Genomic DNA, 18,168 nt, shown 5'->3' with positions numbered 1-18,168 from the left:
TACTATGTTGACGATTACGGTAAGTGGTATGCACGGCGGTGTTGGCACGACAGCAGTCGTGGCGAATCTATCGGCTGCCCTTCAGCAGCAAGGACTGCGGTGTTTGTGCATCGATGCCAACGTCGACAATATGCTGCGTTTGGCCCTGGCGGTAAACCCCGAAGAAAAGGTGGGATGGGCGAAGGCAAGCCTAGAGGGTGCTTCCTGGAAAGAGGCAACACTGCAGCATGACGATGGGCGCTGGGTATTGCCCTTCGGCGAGCTCGATGCCGATGAGCTATCGCGCTTTTTTCCAACACTGGTGGCAGGTCAATCGCCATTACACGCCGTTGTTGCGGATCTGGCCTCACTGCCGCTGGACTGCGTATTGATTGATGGCCCGACGTCACGCTCCCTGCCGCATTACTCGCTGCCCAATGTAGACCTGACCCTATACATCGCAGCACCGGATGCCGCGAGTTACGCCTTGTTAAAGCAAGATGCGGGGCATTGGCCTGCGTCGAATTATCGAATACTCATCAACCGTTTGCAGCCAGCTCAAGCCCTGGCCAGTGCCATTGCCAACCTGATCGCCGATGATTTTGAAGAGCAAATGGTGCCGGGGGTGGTGCATGAAGACCTTATCATCGCCGAGGCCCAGGCCGAATTAGCATCGGTTATTGCCCGCGCGCCGGATAGCCAAGCGGCTCAGGACTTTCAGAGCCTTGCGCTCTGGTGCCAGAGCGAGTTTCAGAGTCGAGTAGAATGAAGGAGGACTTTTCATCTATTTTACGGGCGCGATACCGGTACTACGCCGGTGTTAAGGTCGTGTCGCTGCCCGGAAAGTGTGTGTTAGTCAGTTGGTTGCTCTTTTCTGCGCTGTTTTTACGCAACCGAATTGCGGGTTGCGAAAGTTGGCGACTGCCAGAAGTGTTTTTTCCTCATATTTCCTTAATTCGTCCCCAGCTGCTCGACCCGCTGCGTATCCTTGTGCAGGTTTTCTGGCTCTTCTTTATGCGCACGCCGCCGCAAAAAAGTCGTACAAGGGGATTCTCACGGCGGTTACGGTATGCGGTCGGCGGGGCCAAGGGCCGTTTGCAGGGGCTGGCAAACAAGGCTTGGCTTCAGCCGTCATTCTGGCAAACGCGAGATGCCAATGTTGCCAGGCGCCATCGCCAACCACTAACGATTGCGCTTGCGGCCGTGCTGGCAGTGCTGTGTATTACCGTCCCCCTTGATCCGCTGGCCCAGTTTGTTTTCGCAACGGCGCTGTTTGGCATTCTACTGGTGTTCAACCGTTTGCCCGGTCGTTTCCCGCAGATGCTGATGATCGTACTGTCGCTGTTGATCTCCTGCCGCTATATCTGGTGGCGCTGCAGCTCAACGCTGAACTTTGATGACCCTCTCGGTCTGGCACTTGGCATCGTACTTTTACTCGCTGAACTCTATGCTTGGCTGGTGTTATTACTCGGCTATTTTCAGAATATCTGGCCGCTCAACCGACCGGCAAAATCATTGCCTAAAGATACCGCCGACTGGCCATCGGTAGATATCTTTGTGCCGAGTTATAACGAAGACCTGGAGGTTGTGAGGGCAACAATTTACGCTTGCCAGGGTTTGGATTGGCCCAAAGACAAGCTGGAAATTTACCTCTTAGATGACGGCCGGCGGGATGACTTCCGCGATTTCGCCCGCGACGTGGGCGTGCACTACATTACCCGCGATGATAATCGCCATGCGAAGGCGGGGAACATCAACAACGCTTTAAAACAGTCGCGCGGCGAGTACGTTGCGATATTTGACTGCGACCATATTCCTACCCGCGCCTTTCTTCAGCTGTCGATGGGTTGGTTTTTAGGTGATCCTAAGCTGGCGCTGGTACAGACTCCCCACCATTTTTTCTCACCGGATCCCTTTGAGAGAAACCTCAGCAACTTCAGAAAGGTGCCCAACGAGGGCGGTTTGTTTTACGGCCTGATACAAAATGGCAACGACCTGTGGAACGGGACGTTTTTCTGTGGTTCCTGCGCGATTATTCGCCGTGGCCCGCTGGAGGAAATTGGTGGTGTTGCGGTTGAGACTGTCACCGAAGACGCCCACACCTCGCTGCGGCTGCACCGGCTCGGCTACAACTCCGCTTACATACGCGCGCCGCTGGCGGCCGGGTTGGCGACGGAAACGCTCTCGGCCCACATCGGTCAACGTATTCGCTGGGCACGGGGCATGGCGCAGATTCTTAGACTGGATAACCCCCTGCGGGGTCCCGGCTTAAAGCTGCGACAGCGCCTGTGTTACTTCAATGCGATGTTGCACTTTCTATCCGGCATTCCCCGCTTAGTATTCCTGTTGGCGCCGCTCGCGTTTTTGCTGCTGCATACTTATATTATCTACGCGCCCGCCATTATGATTTTCCTGTATGTGTTGCCCCATATGCTGTATTCCTCGGTGGTAAACGCCAAAATTCAGGGGCGATATCGGCACTCTTTTTGGGGGGAAGTCTACGAAACGGTGTTGTCTTGGTACATTGCCAGGCCGACCACGGTGGCGCTGTTTGCGCCACACAAGGGCACCTTTAATGTCACCGCTAAAGGCGGGCTGATCCACGAAAAATATTTCGACTGGGTTATGTCCCGGCCGTATATCTTGCTGGTGCTGCTCAACGCCTTTGGTTTTTTGGTTGGCTTGTGGCGTTTGTATGCGGGGCCGAGTAATGAGATCAGTGCGGTCTTACTCAACCTGTTCTGGGTGGTTTACAACTTATTGATCCTGGGCGGCGCTGTGGCCGTTGCCGCCGAAGCGAAACAGCTGCGCAGCGACCATCGCGTGCAGGTGAGATTTCCTGTAGCGCTGGAGTTGCCAAGCGGGCATTTGTTGCACGCGCAATTGGTAGACTTTTCCTTAAGCGGTGCGCGGGTTGAGCTATCTCCAGATGCTGCAGAGCAAGTGGGGCAGCAAGTGAATGTCATTATGGATCGCGCGGGCAGGGAATACAGTTTCGCCATGACGACAGTATTTAAAGGGCGAGAGGTTGTCGGCTTGCGCCTGTGTGATCAGTCTCCAAGCAGCATGGTGAATTATGTGCAGTGTACATTTGCACGCGCTGATAACTGGGTGAGCTGGAAACAAAATATGAGCGTCGATAAACCCCTGACCAGTATGGCGGCGGTAATGAGCATCAGCATACAGGGCTATCGACGTCTACTGAGGGCGGGGCCGCGGCCGCTTCCCCAGTTACTGACTACAATTAATGCGCTGGTGGGGATGGCGAAGAGTCTTCGCCCTCAGCCAATTTTAATTAGGGTGGAAGAAGCATGAGTCAGCGTGACAAGACACTGAGAGCAAGTAACACCTGTCGATGGCTGCTGTTGCTGCTATGGGCAGTGTGTATGCCGACGTGGGCTGAGCAACTGATGCCAGCGCCCTCCGAGTGGCGACAGGCTGAAGAGCTGAGACGCTATGATTACTCGTTGACTGAGTTGGGCTTTCCGCAGAGTGTATTACTGCGCGGTAGTGAAAGTTCGGCTGGACTCAGCTTTGGCTCACGGTTGGACGAGCTCGTTGAAGAAGCCACGCTGGATTTGGGCTTTTCATTTTCACCGTCGTTGGTGCCCCATTTATCGCACCTGAAGGTGTATCTGAACGGCGAATTTATGTCGGCGGTGGCTGTTGATCCTGAAAAACGCTTGCAGCAAAAGGTGAGTATTCCGCTGAACACGCGCTACTTAGCTGACTTTAACCAAGTGCGTGTGCAACTGGTCGGGCAACCACCAGAAGAGTGTTACAGCCCCGATAGCCCAAGCATTTGGGCAGAGTTAACCGGTGACACCCGCCTGCGAACGGTCAGCCGCGTGCTGCCCGTTGCCAACAATCTGCAGCAATTGCCCGCACCATTTTTCGATCGGCGAGATTACCGCGCCCTGCAACTACCAGTAGTGCTCACTGGTGAGGGCAGCCTGGAAAGGCTGCACGCAGCGGGTATTGTGACATCCTGGTTTGGGGCACTTGCAAGCTGGCGCGGGGCGAGCTTCCCGGTGGAAACGGAGCGTCTGCCTAAGCAGCACGCCTTGGTGTTTATGACCAATACACAGCGTCCGAGCGCGCTGCAGGATTTCCCTCCAGTCAGTGCGCCGACCCTGCAAATGATCAGCCACCCTGAGAACCCCGCAGCCAAGCTGTTGTTGATCCAGGGGCGCGATGATGCTGACTTGGTTCAGGCGGCACGGGGCTTGGTGCTGGGTAGTGAGTTGTTATCCGGGCCTGTCGCAGAGATTCAACGCGCGGTGCAAAGCGAGCCAAGAAAGCCCTACGATGCGCCGAATTGGCTGCCCACCGATCGCCCCGTTCGCTTTGGCGAGCTGGTTGATAACCTCAACCAATTGCAAGTCGAAGGCCGCACACCGCCACCGGTGAGGGTGGGCTTCCAGCTTCCGCCGGATCTGTTCACCTGGCGCAGCCGCGGTATTCCCGTAGAGTTGGATTACCGATATTCGCCTCCGGTTGAAGATGGCAGTGGCTCGCAAATGAGCCTGAGCATTAATGAACAGTTTATTGAGGCGTTTAACTTAACTCGCAAAGGGTTCTCCGGTGAGGCCAAGCGTTTCCGTGTGCCCTTGCTGAATGATGGCTTCTTATCGGCCAATCAGCGCCTGCGTATTCCGGCCTTCAAGGTCGGCAGCCGCAATCAGCTGGAGTTTAAGTTTGATTTTGCCGGTATCAATAGTGGCGAGTGTAAAAGCTTGGCGCCCGCCCAGCGCTACGCTGTTGTCGATGCCGATTCAACCGTTGATTTTACCGGCTTCGCGCACTACATCGAGATGCCCAATCTGCGTGCGTTCGCTAACGCCGCCTATCCCTTTACGCGTATGGCCGACCTGTCAGAAACGGCTGTGCTGCTGCCCGACAGCAAGAACAAAGAGATTATCCAAACCTACCTGCAGCTAATGAGCTTTGCGGGAGCCAGTTCCGGTTACCCGGCGTTGGCAATGGCCTTGTATGACGATTGGCAGGAAGCCGCATTAAAGGATCGCGATGTGCTATTGATTGCCGCCAACGGTCAGCTTACACAAGGCGGTGAGGATTTACCGTTATTGTTTGATCGCAGCGAGCGCATGTTGCAGAAACCGCGCAAAAATATCGTGTCTGAAAGCGATACCTGGGCCGGGGCGGCGCCAACATTGGCATCGGCAACAGCGGAAGTGGAAGTGCGCGCCAGTGGGCCCTTTGCGGCGCTGCTAGGGATGCGCTCTCCCTATAACGACGACAGAAGTGTTGTTGCCGTGCTTGCTGCACAACCGAGTGATATGGCCATGGTGCGAGAGGCGCTGGCAGATAGCGGAAAAATTGCCGAGATGTATGGCTCGGTGGTGGTATTTCGAGAGGGAGGGCAAGCGAGCTTCAATGTCGGCGATAAATACTATGTCGGTAAACTGCGCGTTTGGGACCTTATCTGGTACCACTTCTCTCGCTATCCAATGCTGCTAGGTATTATCAGCATCATCGTGGTATTGATGTTGGCCGTGGTGCTTTGGCGCTTACTCAGTGGTGTGGCGTGTCGCCGCCTGCAACAGGGGGACGAGTGATTCGTCGGTGTTGGGCACTATTGCTGGCCATGTTCCCGAGCGTGCTGTGGGCTGAGTGTAGCTGGCCCGCATGGCAGCGTTTCGCAGAGCAGTATATAGAGAATGGCCGGGTCATTGATGGCAGTGACCCGCGCCAGATTACGACCTCTGAGGGCCAGTCCTACGCGATGTTTTTTGCCCTGTTGGCAAACGACCGGGAGCGCTTTGCAAACCTCCACGCCTGGACAGAGAGATACCTTGCCAAGGGCGATTTAAGCACTCATTTGCCCGCCTGGTTGTGGGGCCGTTCACAGGACAGTGGCGGGGCAGTGCTGGATGCCAACTCAGCGGCAGACTCCGACACCTGGATCGCCTACTCCCTTGCTGAGGCGGGCCGCCTCTGGGGGGATCACCACTATCGCTCGCAGGGGTATTTTCTAGCCAGGCATATCGCCGAGCAGGAAACGCGCGTCATCGACACCGTTGGCAGGGTGCTAATGCCGGCGCCTGAGGGTTTTGTCAGCGACAATACATTGCGGCTCAATCCAAGTTATTGGATGCCGCAGATCTTTAGCCGCTTTGCTGAGCTGCAGCCCAACTCCGTTTGGCCGGAGTTGGCCGCTGCTTTGCCCGACTTGCTGCGCGACACGGCGGCAAATGGCTTGAGCCCCGATTGGGTGGCCTGGCGCCAGGGCGCGTGGCGACAAGACCCCAAAAGCGGTCAACGGGGTAGTTATGATGCGATACGCGTGTATCTCTGGGTGGGCATGTTGCACCCAGAGGCGAGGGCGGCAGCGGCATTGCGCAATCACTTTGACGTGATGCTGGCGCTTACCCAGGAGCGCGACAATGTTCCCGAGGTGGTCAATGTTGGCAGTGCAACGGCGCGAGGCAACGGCCCATGGGGCTTCTCTGCTGCACTATTACCGATGCTGTCGAACAGCGGCAAAACGACGCTACTGGAAGCGCAGCAGCAACGTGTGCGCAATGGCAGAACCAATAGCGACAGCCTCGGCCAGCGCGACTATTACAATCGGGTATTGGATTTATTTGCTGACGCATGGATGACGGGTCGGCTGCGGTTTTCGGCTAGTGGCGCGGTGCAGCCAAATTGGCAAGCGGGGTGTTCATGAACCGCACAGGCCTGCTCTGGCTTATATTGGCGTGCGCGGTGGGCGTATTGCTGTGGCAGCGCGATCCACTGAATTTGCGTGAGACAGATGAGGGCGCGACGACGGCCGATATCATTGTCACCGGTGGGCGCACTGATTCGCTGACGGTGGATGAGTCCTTACAAAGAAGCATCGAAATACAGCTGATTGAGTCGCAGTTACTGGGCCGGGATGACTTGGTCAGAGCCAAGTTGCAGCGCTTGGATGTGATCAACCCAGATGCACAAAGCGCTTATGTGTACCGAGTGTGGCTTGCGGTTCGCGACGGCAATGTTGAGGACGCAGAGCGCATGCTTTCGGAGTTGAAAGCGCGTTTTGGTGAAACGCAGACATTTTTGCAGCTTACCGATTACCTTGCTCTGCACAGCTACAAAAAATCAGCGATGCAGCAGGTGACTCTGCTGGCGAAAACCGGTCGGGTAAAGGAAGCGGCGCAGCAACTCATACAGCTTTACCCTCGCGGCTTTGTGTTGCTATCCAGTGAATTGGAGTATCTGCAGATACTGGCGCGAGTCGACGGAAAAAGACCTGTCGTCATACGCCGGCTTCGCGCGCTGAACGACCAGTACCCCAACGTGGCGCCATTGCGCTTAGCGCTGGCAGATCAATTGCTCTCGCAGAATCCGGATAGCCAGGCTGGTCAACGTATATTACGCGATTTGCTCGACGACCCCTCACTCGCTCAACAAGCGGTGCAACGTTGGCTTGCGGCCCTTGCTGAGCAGCCCATCGGGCCGAGCCGTATACGCACACATACCCTGTTGGCCGAGCGATTTCCCGACAATATAGCAGCGGTACAGGCCAAAGCGCTGGCATTGGAGATGCGGCAGGAGGAGCGCCGCTTAATGCGCGACCCTCACTATCGCGCGCGCAGCCAGGGCTTAGCGTTACTGGAGGCGGGCAAGCTCGTCGGGGCAGAGCGCAAATTGCGCTACGCCCTGAATGGCCGCCCCAACGACCCCGAAGTACTGGGTGGCTTGGGGCTTGTATATTTGCGGCGCGGCGAGCACCAACAGGCACTGAATTACTTTCGCGATGCGGAACGTGTCAACCGCGATCCTGACCAACAATCGCGTTGGCGTTCCCTGATAGATACCGCGGCATATTGGCGTGCACTTCGTCGTGGCGAAGCGCTTCTGGAAGCCGGGCAATTTGCCAGTGCGCGCAAAGCCTTTTACGACGCATTGGCAATTCAGGGTAGTGAAGTCGAGCCATTGATTGGCTTGGCTGAGCTGGCGCGCAGAGAGGGCGATTTTTCCGGTGCAGATGCCTTCTACCGCCAGGCACTGTCGCGTGAAGCCGATAACCAGGATGCATTGTGGGGGCGAATTCAGCTCCACCGCCAGTGGCGTGGCCCGCGACAAGCTGAGCAGGTCTACTGGCGTTATAGCGCGGCGCAGCGCGCTCGTGTCGCACCGTTGCGGCGAGCGTGGCTGCGCGAGCAAAGTGTTGAGCAATTGGCGCGGGCCCGTGAGTCGGGAGATAGCGCGGCGGTGTCGTCGGCACTTGAGGAACTATTGCGCTATCCGCCGCTTTCACCGTGGCAGCGGCTTGATGCCGCGGAGGCCATGATCGAACTTGGCGATAGCGAGCGTGCTGACCAATATATGGCCAAAACGCCTGGGGTTAGCGGCGATGCTGAAGGCGTTTTCGCCTACGCCTTATACCTGTCAGCCAGAGGGCGGCCGGGCCTGGCCATAGAACAGCTGCGCTCGATTCCCAGGGCGCGCCGCAGCAATGCCATGCGCAGCAATTTATTGCGTCTGGAGTTTGCGCAAGCGGTGGCAGGCTTGCCTGTCGATGACCGTCAGGGCCGATTGCAAAGCCTGCAGGCGCTGGAAGAGCGCTATCGCGATGATGCCGATACTCAGCTCAGTCTGGCGGAAATGTGGTGGCAAGAGGGCGAGGAAGAGCGCGCTCGCGCACTGATTGAGCCGCTGTTGCCTATGAGCTCCCAGAGTATCGAGAGGCAGCAACGTGTGGCTTTGCTGTGGTTGGAGATGGGCGACCTCAATGCCTTTGAACGGTGGTATCGGCCACTGCGTACCGAGGCGAATGCAAACGGCTTGAGTGATGCCGAGTTGGAAGCCTTATCAGCGCGCTATGCGATGGCAAAAGGGCAGTACTTCGCCGAGCGTGACAAGGCTATTCTAGCCCGCCGCTACTATCGCGATGCCGCTGATATTCGCGGTGAACACCGCCCCCAGGCATTGCTGGCCCTGTTGAGCTTGAGCGGGAAATCTGGCGATCAACGCGCCTTTGCGCAGCATCAGCAAGCGCTGTTTTCAATGCGAGCACAGTTGACGGGTGAGCAGGTGTTAGAGGCGGCGGCGCTGCAAAGCCAGTATGGAAAACCAGCATTAAGCGAGCGGTGGCTGGCACTGTTGCCCAAGCGCGGCGACGTTAGCGATCAGCAGTTGCGCACGGCGATGCAGCAGGCCATCGCGGCAAAAGATTGGTCGGCGGCGCAGCGTTATGCCTACGCCGCCTTGCAGCGTGCGCAGGGGCAGCCCGTTGATACGGTGCTGTCTGAAGACGCACGCCGACAACTGTATGACAATGCCGACCGCGAATACTGGCTGGGTAGCAGTGTGGTGGCCGCCATTGACGAGCTGCGCGAACGGCAGTCGGGATACATTAAAGCGGGTATAGACCTCACCGAGCGTCGCTCCGGAACTGGCTTGCAGCAAATTCCGATTGAGTTGCGCTGGCCCTTTCCCCGCTACGATGGACACGCGCTATTGCGTGTCGATCGTGTGTCCATCGATTCCGGGAAGGTTGACTATCTCGACCCCGATGGCAATACCCCGCCAGGCATCACGCGCATACCCTTTGAGGAATCGGCAAGCGGCACGGCCGTTGGTGTCGGGTGGCAGGCGCGCAACTGGCAAGTGGATATCGGCACCACGCCACTGGGTTTTACCAAACAAGACTGGGTGGGGGGCGCGTCGATTCGCGGCAAACTGGGTAAGTTCGGCTGGTCTGCCACAGCGTCTCGACGACCCGAAACCGGCACGGCGCTGTCCTACGCGGGTATGACGGTTCCAAGCGGCGCCACCGGGGCTGGTAAGGAGTGGGGCGGGGTGCTGCGCAGCGGCATTAAATTCGGTTTGAACTATGACCAGGGCGGCCGCTACGGCTACTGGTCGAGCGCGCAGGTTCATCAATTGCATGGCGACGATGTCGCCGACAACCAGCGGCTTGGGCTGTTGGGGGGCGTCTACCGCCGTATTATCGCCGAGGAGAACCGCAACCTGCGTATCGGCCTCAATGCCATGTGGTTGAGCTACGATAAGAACCTGAGTGAATACAGCTTGCAACACGGTGCCTATTACAGCCCGCAGCAGTACGTATCGCTGTCCATTCCGGTGCGCTACTTCGGTCGCGTTGGTGAACACTGGTCTTACTTGCTCGGCGGAGCCGTGTCGTTCTCGCAGAGCGATGAGGACCCCTTGTATGAACTCGCCACTGGCGGCGGCGCTGGCGGTGGCCCGGGGTATTTTTTGGAAGCGGCGATAGAGCGGCGCGTGAGTCGCCACTGGTATATCGGCTTGGCAGCGGATATTTATCGAGCTGATTTCTACGAGCCCAATCATGCATCGCTGTATGTGAAGTACCAGTTCGATGATCGCTGGCAGCCCATTTACACGCCGCCTGAGCCTCCCATTCCGTACAGCGATTTTGACTAGCCATCTGAAGGAAGGCGATATTGAGCGCCCCTGAGAACATTTTATATATCGGCCACGTTTGGCCCGAGCCAAATTCGTCTGCGGCGGGGCGGCGCACACTGTCACTGATTCGCTGTCTGCAAGCCGCTGGCGGTAGGGTGACGTTCGCCTGTGCGGCGGCGCTGTCTGAACACCGCTACCCGCTTAGCGACATCGCGGTGGATGAGGTCGAGATTCGGCTAAATTGCGATAGCTTCAATCAATTGCTTAGAAAAATGCAGCCAGACCTGGTTGTGTTTGACCGCTTTCTCACCGAGGAGCAATTTTCCTGGCGAGTGGCCAAAGAGTGCCCGCAGGCGATGTGCATACTCGATACTCAGGATCTTCACTGCCTGCGCGACGCCCGCCATCAGGCGCTCAAGCGCGGGCAGAACACCATGCGGCCCGATAGCGAGTTACTGAGTAGTGAGCTGGCGCTGCGCGAGCTGGCATCCATATGGCGATGCGACCTTAGCCTGATGATTTCTACTGCCGAGATATCGCTGCTGCAGTCCCACTACGGCGTTAGTGCCGAGCTGTTGCATCACCTGCCTTTTAGCAGTGAAGGTGGAACGGCGTCGCCGCTGCCTTACGCGCAGCGACGCCATTTTATCTGTATTGGCAATTTTCGACACGAGCCAAACTGGGACAGCCTGCGTTATTTACGCAGCGAATTGTGGCCCGAGATACGCCGGCAACTGCCATCGGCGCAGTGTCATGTGTACGGGGCGTACCCGCCTCCAAAAGCGCAGCAATTGCACAGTGAAAAACAGGGTTTTTTGCTGAAAGGGTGGGCCAAAGATGCCGCCGCCGTGATGCGACAGGCCCGCGTTTGTATCGCGCCTCTGCGCTTTGGTGCCGGGCAAAAGGGCAAGCTGCTGGAGGCGATGGAGCAGGCAACTCCCTCGGTAACCACAAGCATTGGCGCGGAGGGGATGGTGGATACGCCAGCCAACTGGGGCGGGGTGGTTGCGGATTCGCCGCAGGCGTTGATTGAGGCAGCGGTGTCGCTATACCGCGATGAATCGAACTGGCGCAGTGCCCAAGAGCGCGCCGTGCGCTGCCTGGCGCCGTTTACGTCCGCAGAGCCAAGCCAAGCGCTTCGGTCGCGTATTGGTCGGCTATCTGGCGAGCTGGCTGTTCATCGCCAGGGCAATTTTATCGGTGCCATGCTTCGCCACCACAGCCTGCGCAGTCATCAGTATATGTCTCAGTGGATCGCGGCTAAGTCTCAGCTGGCTACTGCGCACTGAGGTTTGCAAAGTGGCTATTCATCTGCCATGTTGGATGCGCTGTATGATTTTTGATCAAGCTCATCGGGCATCTTCACGGCCCTGAGCAGCGACCCAACGTTGGAGCGGAGTGGCAATGGACCATCTTATTTTCGATGCACATTTGCACATCATCGATCCCGCTTACCCATTGACCAGCAACCAGGGCTTTCTGCCGTCTGCGTTTACCGTCGACGACTACATCCACCAGACCGCTGACCTCGGCATTGCCGGCGGGGCAGTGGTGTCTGGGTCATTTCAGAGCTTTGATCAGTCCTACCTGCAAGCCGCGCTCGCCAGCCTCGGCCCGCACTTTGTGGGCGTTACCCAGCTGCCCCATGACACGCCCGATGATACTTTGGTGGCACTCGACCGCCAGCGGGTTCGCGCCGTTCGTTTTAATTTGCGGCGCGGGGGCTCGGAGTCGGTGCAGCACCTGTTTTCGTTTGCAAATCGGGTGCACGAGCTATTGGGTTGGCACACGGAAATCTACTGCGACAGCGCAGCACTGGAAGAATTGGAAACGCCGCTGTGTGCGCTGCCGGCGGTAAGTATTGATCACCTGGGCTTGAGTAAGGCCGGGTTGCCGCTGCTGTATCGTTTGGTTGAGAGGGGCGTCAAGGTTAAGGCAACGGGCTTTGGACGGGTCGACTTCGCTGTCAGTCAGGTCGTCAAACGCCTCCATAGCATTAACCCAAAGGCCTTGATGTTCGGCACTGACTTACCTTCAACGCGCTCGCCTAGGCCATTTAATCCAATAGATATTGAGATCATCGGCAATGCACTGGGCGATAGCGATGCGCGCTGTGTGTTGTGGGAAAACGCCGTCGAATTCTACCGCTTGCAGGGCGAATAACCGCGCCAACCTTGACCGCCGATTGCCCCTTGATTACAGTCCCGCCCCTTGCATCGACTCACCTGAGATCATGGCTGTGCCCGCGCAGCTCGCCAATACCATGACAGAACTCACTATACCCACCGCAGTACTCGCTCTGCTTGCATTGCTTGCCGATCGTGTATTGGGCGAGCCGCGTCGCTGCCACCCACTGGTTGGCTTTGGCAGATTTGCGCATTATCTGGAGGCCAGGCTCAACCGGGGAAGTGGCTCTCTCAAATTGTGGGCAGGTGCTCTGGCATACACCGTCGCGGTGCTGCCTCCGGTGCTTATGCTCTATGGCATCAGTGTTGTGCTGAGCGAATTCTCCCCTTTGCTGGAGGCGTTGTTGTCCGTGGTCATTTTGTATTTGGCCGTCGGCTGGCAGAGTATGCGCGAGCATGTGCAGCCGATTTTAACGGCGTTAGAACAGCGTGATCTTCCCGGTGCCAGGCAGGCTTTGTCATACATAGTCAGCCGGGACACGGCAGAGCTCAACGACGCCCAGGTGCTCAGTGCCAGCATCGAGACGACGTTGGAAAATAGCAGTGATGCGCTGTTTGCCTCGCTGTTTTGGTTTGCCGTGGCGGGCCCTTGCGGGGTGCTTGTGCACCGTTTGAGCAATACCCTGGATGCGATGTGGGGCTACCGCAATGCGCGTTTTAATTTGTTCGGCCGCGTGGCAGCGCGCTGCGATGATGTGTTGAATTTTATTCCCGCTCAGCTCACCGCGCTGAGCTTTGCGCTGGTGTCTTTCTCCGCGAGCGCGATTCGCTGCCTGGTTTTTCAGGGGTGGCGCTGGAAGAGCATTAACGCCGGCGCGGTAATGGCCAGCGGCGCCGCCGCTTTAGGCATCACTGTCGGAGGCGCCGCTAATTACCATGGGCAGCAGCAACAGCGCGCGACGCTGGGCGCAGGTCGCCTGCCCCAGCCGGGGGATGTGCGGCGGAGTGTGCGTTTGGTGGATACGGTTTGCGCGGTGTGGTTGCTAAGTGCATTGGTGGGAGCATTACTATGAGCGAGCGAATCGTGCCGCCTCGCCACGGTGGCGACCCCAATGAGCTTCACTACCCCGAAGGCATGCCGAGGCCCTTGTTAAATCTGGCCACCGGGATCAACCCCTGGCCCTGGCCGGTTCCGGCCTTGCCGAGCCATTGCTTCACTGAATTGCCCTATGAAAACCCCGAATTACAGGCGTCGGCAGCGGCCTATTACCAGGTTGATGTTGCGCAGTTGTTGCTGTGTGGTGGCAGCCAACCGGTAATTCAGCTGCTGCCGCAGTTATACCCCCAGGGCAATGTGCTGTTGCCCGCCGTGGCCTACGAAGAACACGCCTACCGCTGGCAGCTGGGGGGGCATCACTGCCGGTTTTTCAGCGACTACAGCAGCGAGGCAGTGGCCGCGCAAATTCGCGAGCAAGATATTCAGTATTTAGTGCTGATCAGCCCCAATAATCCCGATGGCCAGCAACTCCCGGTCACCGTTGTCGCGCAGTGGTTGGCGCTACTGCCGCCAGAGGGTTGCCTGGTAATTGATCAAGCCTATGTGGATTGTGTGCCGGCCTATCAGGCCAATGCCTTGTTGGCCGATAAGCGCGTTGTGCTGCTGCGCTCGGTAGGAAAGTTCTTTGGTTTGCCCGGGCTGCGTCTGGGCGCCGTGCTGAGTCACCCAGAGACGATTATCCGCTTGCGCGAGCAACTTGGGCCCTGGTCGGTTAATCATGCGGCGCAGCTGATTGGCCAGCAGTTATTCGCCGACCGTGAATGGCAGGAAACGATGAGGCAGCAATTGCCGCTTGCTGCCCACCAACAGGCGCAACAGCTGCTGCGCTGCTTTGGGCGCGACGTCGAGCTCTGTGCGGTGACGCCGCTATTTACCACGCTAAAAATGCCGCTGGGGCAGGCGGAAAAGTGGGCGATGCAGGCCCTGAAGCAGGGACTACTGTGCCGGGTTTATCGCTGTGGCGAACACGGTTATATGCGCTGGGGACTCGCTGCCAACGCAGACTTGCTGGCCGAGCGACTGGCGTTAATTGAGGCGGCGCCCTGTGGATGAAGGTATTTCCTACCTGTTGGAGCAGTTACAGCCGCTGGGCGCAGTTAGCGCGCGGCGTATGTTTGGCGGCTACGGCATTTTTTGCGACGGACTGATGTTCGCGCTGATCGCTGATGAGCAGCTGTATTTCAAGGTGGATTCACACAATACCGGCAACTATGAACAGCGCGATTTGCCGCCGTTTCGATACCAACGCCGACATCAATGGGTTGAACTTAGCTACCGGCTTGCGCCGGAGGAGCTCATTGATGAGGCCGACGAATTAATTCTTTGGGCTGCCGATGCTGTCGCCGCAGCACGGCGTGCTCGCGGTGTATAATGGGCGAGGATTTAGCAGGAGTAGAGCACCATGCACATTGAACAGGCCATTCGCGACAAAATTACAGATGCCTTGTCGCCGACTCACTTTGAAGTGACCAATGAAAGTCATATGCACAGCGTGCCCAAAGACTCTGAAACTCACTTTAAGCTTGTCATTGTTGCCGAGGGCTTTAGCGGTAAGCGGCGAGTGGCCAGACACCAGGCCGTCTACGCTGCACTTGCCGAGGAATTAGCCGGACCGGTACATGCGCTGGCCCTTCACCTGTTTAGCCCTGAGGAATGGCAGGAAAAAACGGCAGCGGTTCCCGATTCGCCGCAGTGCCTCGGCGGCAGTAAAAAGGAGGCCAAGGGCTGATATGTCAAACATTGTTGTAGCGGCGCTGTATAAGTTTGTCAGCCTGCCGGACTTTCACGAACTGAGAGAGCCCTTGCTTGACCATTGCCTTGCCCAGAATATTCGCGGCACATTGCTGCTGGCCGAAGAGGGCATTAACGGTACCGTCGCAGGCAGCCGCGAGGCCATCGATAGTCTATTGGCCTATCTGAAAGCTGACCCAAGGTTGGCAGATCTCAGCCATAAAGAGTCCTTCGATAGCAGCCAACCTTTTTACCGTATGAAGGTAAAGCTGAAGAAAGAAATCGTTACCATGGGGATCGACGGCATCGACCCGAACGAAGTCGTGGGCACCTACGTAAAGCCAAAAGATTGGAACGCCTTAATTTCTGACCCCGATGTGGTACTGATCGATACGCGCAACGACTACGAAGTGGAGATTGGCACCTTTAAGGGGGCCGTCGACCCGAAAACCGAGAGCTTCCGCCAATTCCCGGAATATGTGCGTCAGAACTACAACCCCGAGAAACACAAAAAAGTTGCCATGTTTTGCACCGGCGGCATTCGTTGTGAAAAGGCCTCAGCGTTTATGAAACGCGAAGGGTTTGAAGAGGTCTATCACCTGGAGGGCGGCATTCTCAAATACCTGGAGGAGGTCGACCAGCCCGATAGCCTTTGGCAGGGCGAGTGTTTTGTATTTGATAACAGAGTATCCGTGAAACAAGGCCTGGAGCCGGGTGAATACGCACTGTGTCACGGTTGCCGCTGGCCCATTACCGACGCCGACCGGCAGAGCGATAAATATGAAGAGGGGGTAAGTTGCCCCGCGTGCCATGACACGCTCACTGACGAGCAACGGCAGCGTTTTCGCGATCGCCAAAAGCAGATAGAACTGGCTCGGCAACGCAACGTGCCTCATGTTGGTGCTCCGCCGCCGGAGCGTCAGCGCAGCCGCACCAAGGATGGGCAGAGCTAGGAGCGGGCACTGGCCCAAACTGTCACCAGTATTGGGCCATCAGGCTATAGCGCCGAGCAGCATTCAGTTTTACACTGTTGGAACAAACTGTGCATTGAGCTGGAGAGGTGTGCAGTGTGGCCCCAAAACAATAATTTACTGATCGGCCGTTGCACGGATACAGGAACATGAGGTTTAAAGGATGAAGCAGTTAGGCGTACTCGATACCGCGTTTGTCAATTTGGAACACCCCAATACACCACAGCACGTTGGGGGAATGGGTATTTATGACCCCTCGACGGCGCCGGGTGGTTTTGTGCGCTTTAAGGGTGTGATCGCAAACTTTGAGCGGCGTTTAAAGAAACACTCAATTTTCCGTTCCAGATTGGTGAATGTGCCGGGTAAGCTTGACCGTCCCTACTGGGTACAAGATGCCAATTTTGATGTCGAGTTTCATATTCGCCATCTCGCCTTACCCCAGCCCGGCGATTGGCGCCAGCTGTGTATCCTGATTGCTCGCTTACACGCCCGTCCACTCGATATGTCGCGCCCGCTTTGGGAGGCCTATATTATCGAGGGTCTGGACAATATCCCTGGTGTGCCGAAAGGGGGCTTTGCCATCTACACCAAGATGCATCACTCACTGGTTGATGGCGCTGGCGGCTCGTCAATTATGTCGGTGATTCACGATCTTGAGCCCGACCCCGAAGCGGTGCCGGAAGCCCCGGAAACAGTCATGGTCGATATCGCGCCAAGCCCGCTGTATCTGGGAACGGCGACGGCTGTTAATCAGCTGAAAAACAGTGTGAAAATGCTGGGCGGCGCCGCCAATACCCTTGCGGATTTGGGCAAGCTGGCGTGGGGCGTTGCGCGCAAGCGCATTCCCATGCCGTCTATCACCTCGCCGCGCACGCGCTTTAATACCCCTGTTGGCCCCTACCGTGTGTTTGAAGCAGCAGAGTTCTCGCTGGAAGACGTCAAGCTTGTGAAGAACCATAGCGGCGTCAAAATAAATGATGTGGTGTTATCGGTGGTCGGCGGGGCGATGCGCAAATACCTGCAGCACCACAACGAATTACCCGAGGACAGCCTGGCGGTGTCCATCCCGCTGAACATGCGCACGCGCCGCGGGGTGTCTGATGAGAATAACCAGGTCGGGTCGGTGTTCGTCGAAGTGCACACCGAGCTGGATGACCCGCTGGCGCGCTTGAAAGCCATTTATCAAAGCAGCCAGGACGCCAAGGCCTTCGGAGAAAACTCGCCCCTGGTTGATGTGCTGCGCTTGGCCGGCGTGATGCCGCCAGCAATGACGCGGCCCATCGTCAACACCTACGTCAATAACGAACTGACGCAGCACTTGCCTCTGGGTATCAGCTCCGTGGTGTCGAATGTCGCGGGGCCGCCGTTCCCACTGTATTCCGCGGGTGCGCAGATGGTGCGCTATTACGGGCTGGGCCTGCTCACACCGGGCGTAGGGCTATTCCACTTGGTATTTAGCTCATCCGGTGTCGTGACCATGTCGATTCTGGGCGATCGCGACAGCATGCCGGACCCTGCTTTCTACCGCGAATGTGTCGAGAAAGCCTTCCAGGAACTGCTGGATGCGGTGAAGGCGGATATCAGCAAGCAGGAAGCGGAGGCCAAGAAGCCCAAAGCGCGCAAGAAAGCGCCTGCCAAAAAAGCCGTGAAGAAAGCCGGCAGCGGTGCTGTTGCTAAGGCCCCGGTTAAAAAGGCACGTGCGGCATCCACCAAAGCCAGCTCAACCAAGTCGGCGACCACAGCCAAGCGCAGTCGCGCGAGCAGTGGCGCAGCGGAGCCTGTTGAGTCGATACTTAAGCCCGAAGCTGAAGTGAGCAGCGGCGCGGCGAGTAATGTTGTTAGCCTGAGTGCAGAGTCGGGTAAATAACAACAGCGGCGCGAACGAAAAACGGGGGCGTTGAAG

13 protein-coding genes are annotated in these 18,168 nt (G+C 57.3%); all 13 read left to right on the top strand.

Features of this window, described 5'->3' with window-relative positions:
• Positions 1-4: 4 nt before the first annotated feature.
• The 13 genes from bcsQ to B3K78_RS12980 all read left to right on the top strand — a co-directional run bounded on the left by bcsQ (position 5) and on the right by B3K78_RS12980 (position 18,132).
• Positions 5-748, top strand: a complete 744-nt coding sequence (gene bcsQ / locus B3K78_RS13040) for a cellulose biosynthesis protein BcsQ (RefSeq protein ID WP_286695792.1) — start codon at positions 5-7, stop codon at positions 746-748.
• A complete protein-coding gene (gene bcsA / locus B3K78_RS13035; RefSeq protein ID WP_286695791.1) occupies positions 745-3,294 on the top strand; it encodes a UDP-forming cellulose synthase catalytic subunit in 2,550 nt (849 codons plus the stop codon). The genes bcsQ and bcsA overlap by 4 nt, the downstream gene beginning before the upstream one ends.
• Entirely contained in the window at positions 3,291-5,558 is a 2,268-nt protein-coding gene (bcsB, locus tag B3K78_RS13030) for a cellulose biosynthesis cyclic di-GMP-binding regulatory protein BcsB (protein WP_286695790.1), read from the top strand. Before bcsA ends, bcsB begins: the two co-directional genes overlap by 4 nt.
• Positions 5,555-6,670 (top strand): cellulose synthase complex periplasmic endoglucanase BcsZ, encoded by a 1,116-nt coding sequence (gene bcsZ / locus B3K78_RS13025; protein ID WP_286695789.1) that lies wholly within the window; start codon positions 5,555-5,557, stop codon positions 6,668-6,670. The genes bcsB and bcsZ overlap by 4 nt, the downstream gene beginning before the upstream one ends.
• The gene (locus B3K78_RS13020) at positions 6,667-10,398 is read left to right on the top strand and encodes a cellulose synthase subunit BcsC-related outer membrane protein (protein WP_286695788.1); all 3,732 of its coding nucleotides are present in this window, start codon (positions 6,667-6,669) and stop codon (positions 10,396-10,398) included. The genes bcsZ and B3K78_RS13020 overlap by 4 nt, the downstream gene beginning before the upstream one ends.
• Positions 10,399-10,418: 20 nt before the next feature.
• A complete protein-coding gene (locus tag B3K78_RS13015) occupies positions 10,419-11,669 on the top strand; it encodes a glycosyltransferase family 4 protein (protein ID WP_286695787.1) in 1,251 nt (416 codons plus the stop codon).
• A gap of 115 nt (positions 11,670-11,784) precedes the next feature.
• The gene (locus tag B3K78_RS13010; RefSeq protein ID WP_204995836.1) at positions 11,785-12,543 is read left to right on the top strand and encodes an amidohydrolase family protein; all 759 of its coding nucleotides are present in this window, start codon (positions 11,785-11,787) and stop codon (positions 12,541-12,543) included.
• A gap of 100 nt (positions 12,544-12,643) precedes the next feature.
• Positions 12,644-13,579 (top strand): adenosylcobinamide-phosphate synthase CbiB, encoded by a 936-nt coding sequence (gene cbiB, locus B3K78_RS13005; protein ID WP_286695786.1) that lies wholly within the window; start codon positions 12,644-12,646, stop codon positions 13,577-13,579.
• A complete protein-coding gene (locus B3K78_RS13000; RefSeq protein ID WP_286695785.1) occupies positions 13,576-14,616 on the top strand; it encodes an aminotransferase class I/II-fold pyridoxal phosphate-dependent enzyme in 1,041 nt (346 codons plus the stop codon). The genes cbiB and B3K78_RS13000 overlap by 4 nt, the downstream gene beginning before the upstream one ends.
• Positions 14,609-14,935: a TfoX/Sxy family protein gene (locus B3K78_RS12995; protein ID WP_286695784.1), complete on the top strand. Its 327-nt coding sequence runs from the start codon at positions 14,609-14,611 to the stop codon at positions 14,933-14,935. Before B3K78_RS13000 ends, B3K78_RS12995 begins: the two co-directional genes overlap by 8 nt.
• A gap of 30 nt (positions 14,936-14,965) precedes the next feature.
• Positions 14,966-15,292, top strand: a complete 327-nt coding sequence (locus B3K78_RS12990; protein WP_204995833.1) for a BolA family protein — start codon at positions 14,966-14,968, stop codon at positions 15,290-15,292.
• 1 nt (position 15,293) lies between these two features.
• A complete protein-coding gene (gene trhO / locus B3K78_RS12985) occupies positions 15,294-16,247 on the top strand; it encodes an oxygen-dependent tRNA uridine(34) hydroxylase TrhO (protein ID WP_286695783.1) in 954 nt (317 codons plus the stop codon).
• Positions 16,248-16,428: 181 nt separating this feature from the next.
• Complete coding sequence (locus tag B3K78_RS12980; RefSeq protein ID WP_286695782.1) at positions 16,429-18,132, top strand: WS/DGAT/MGAT family O-acyltransferase; 1,704 nt, start codon at positions 16,429-16,431, stop codon at positions 18,130-18,132.
• Positions 18,133-18,168: the final 36 nt, after the last annotated feature.

The organism is Spongiibacter sp. UBA1325, from assembly GCF_002306875.1.
Lineage (GTDB): Bacteria > Pseudomonadota > Gammaproteobacteria > Pseudomonadales > Spongiibacteraceae > Spongiibacter > Spongiibacter marinus.
This window is presented reverse-complemented; position numbering and strand designations above follow the sequence as displayed.

Coding starts and splice junctions, on each gene's coding strand:
- B3K78_RS12990 (WP_204995833.1), top strand. CDS start 14,966: ATGCACATTGAACAGGCCATTCGCGACAAAATTACAGATGCCTTGTCG.
- B3K78_RS13000 (WP_286695785.1), top strand. CDS start 13,576: ATGAGCGAGCGAATCGTGCCGCCTCGCCACGGTGGCGACCCCAATGAG.
- cbiB (WP_286695786.1), top strand. CDS start 12,644: ATGACAGAACTCACTATACCCACCGCAGTACTCGCTCTGCTTGCATTG.
- bcsB (WP_286695790.1), top strand. CDS start 3,291: ATGAGTCAGCGTGACAAGACACTGAGAGCAAGTAACACCTGTCGATGG.
- bcsQ (WP_286695792.1), top strand. CDS start 5: ATGTTGACGATTACGGTAAGTGGTATGCACGGCGGTGTTGGCACGACA.
- B3K78_RS13010 (WP_204995836.1), top strand. CDS start 11,785: ATGGACCATCTTATTTTCGATGCACATTTGCACATCATCGATCCCGCT.
- bcsA (WP_286695791.1), top strand. CDS start 745: ATGAAGGAGGACTTTTCATCTATTTTACGGGCGCGATACCGGTACTAC.
- B3K78_RS13020 (WP_286695788.1), top strand. CDS start 6,667: ATGAACCGCACAGGCCTGCTCTGGCTTATATTGGCGTGCGCGGTGGGC.
- trhO (WP_286695783.1), top strand. CDS start 15,294: ATGTCAAACATTGTTGTAGCGGCGCTGTATAAGTTTGTCAGCCTGCCG.
- B3K78_RS12980 (WP_286695782.1), top strand. CDS start 16,429: ATGAAGCAGTTAGGCGTACTCGATACCGCGTTTGTCAATTTGGAACAC.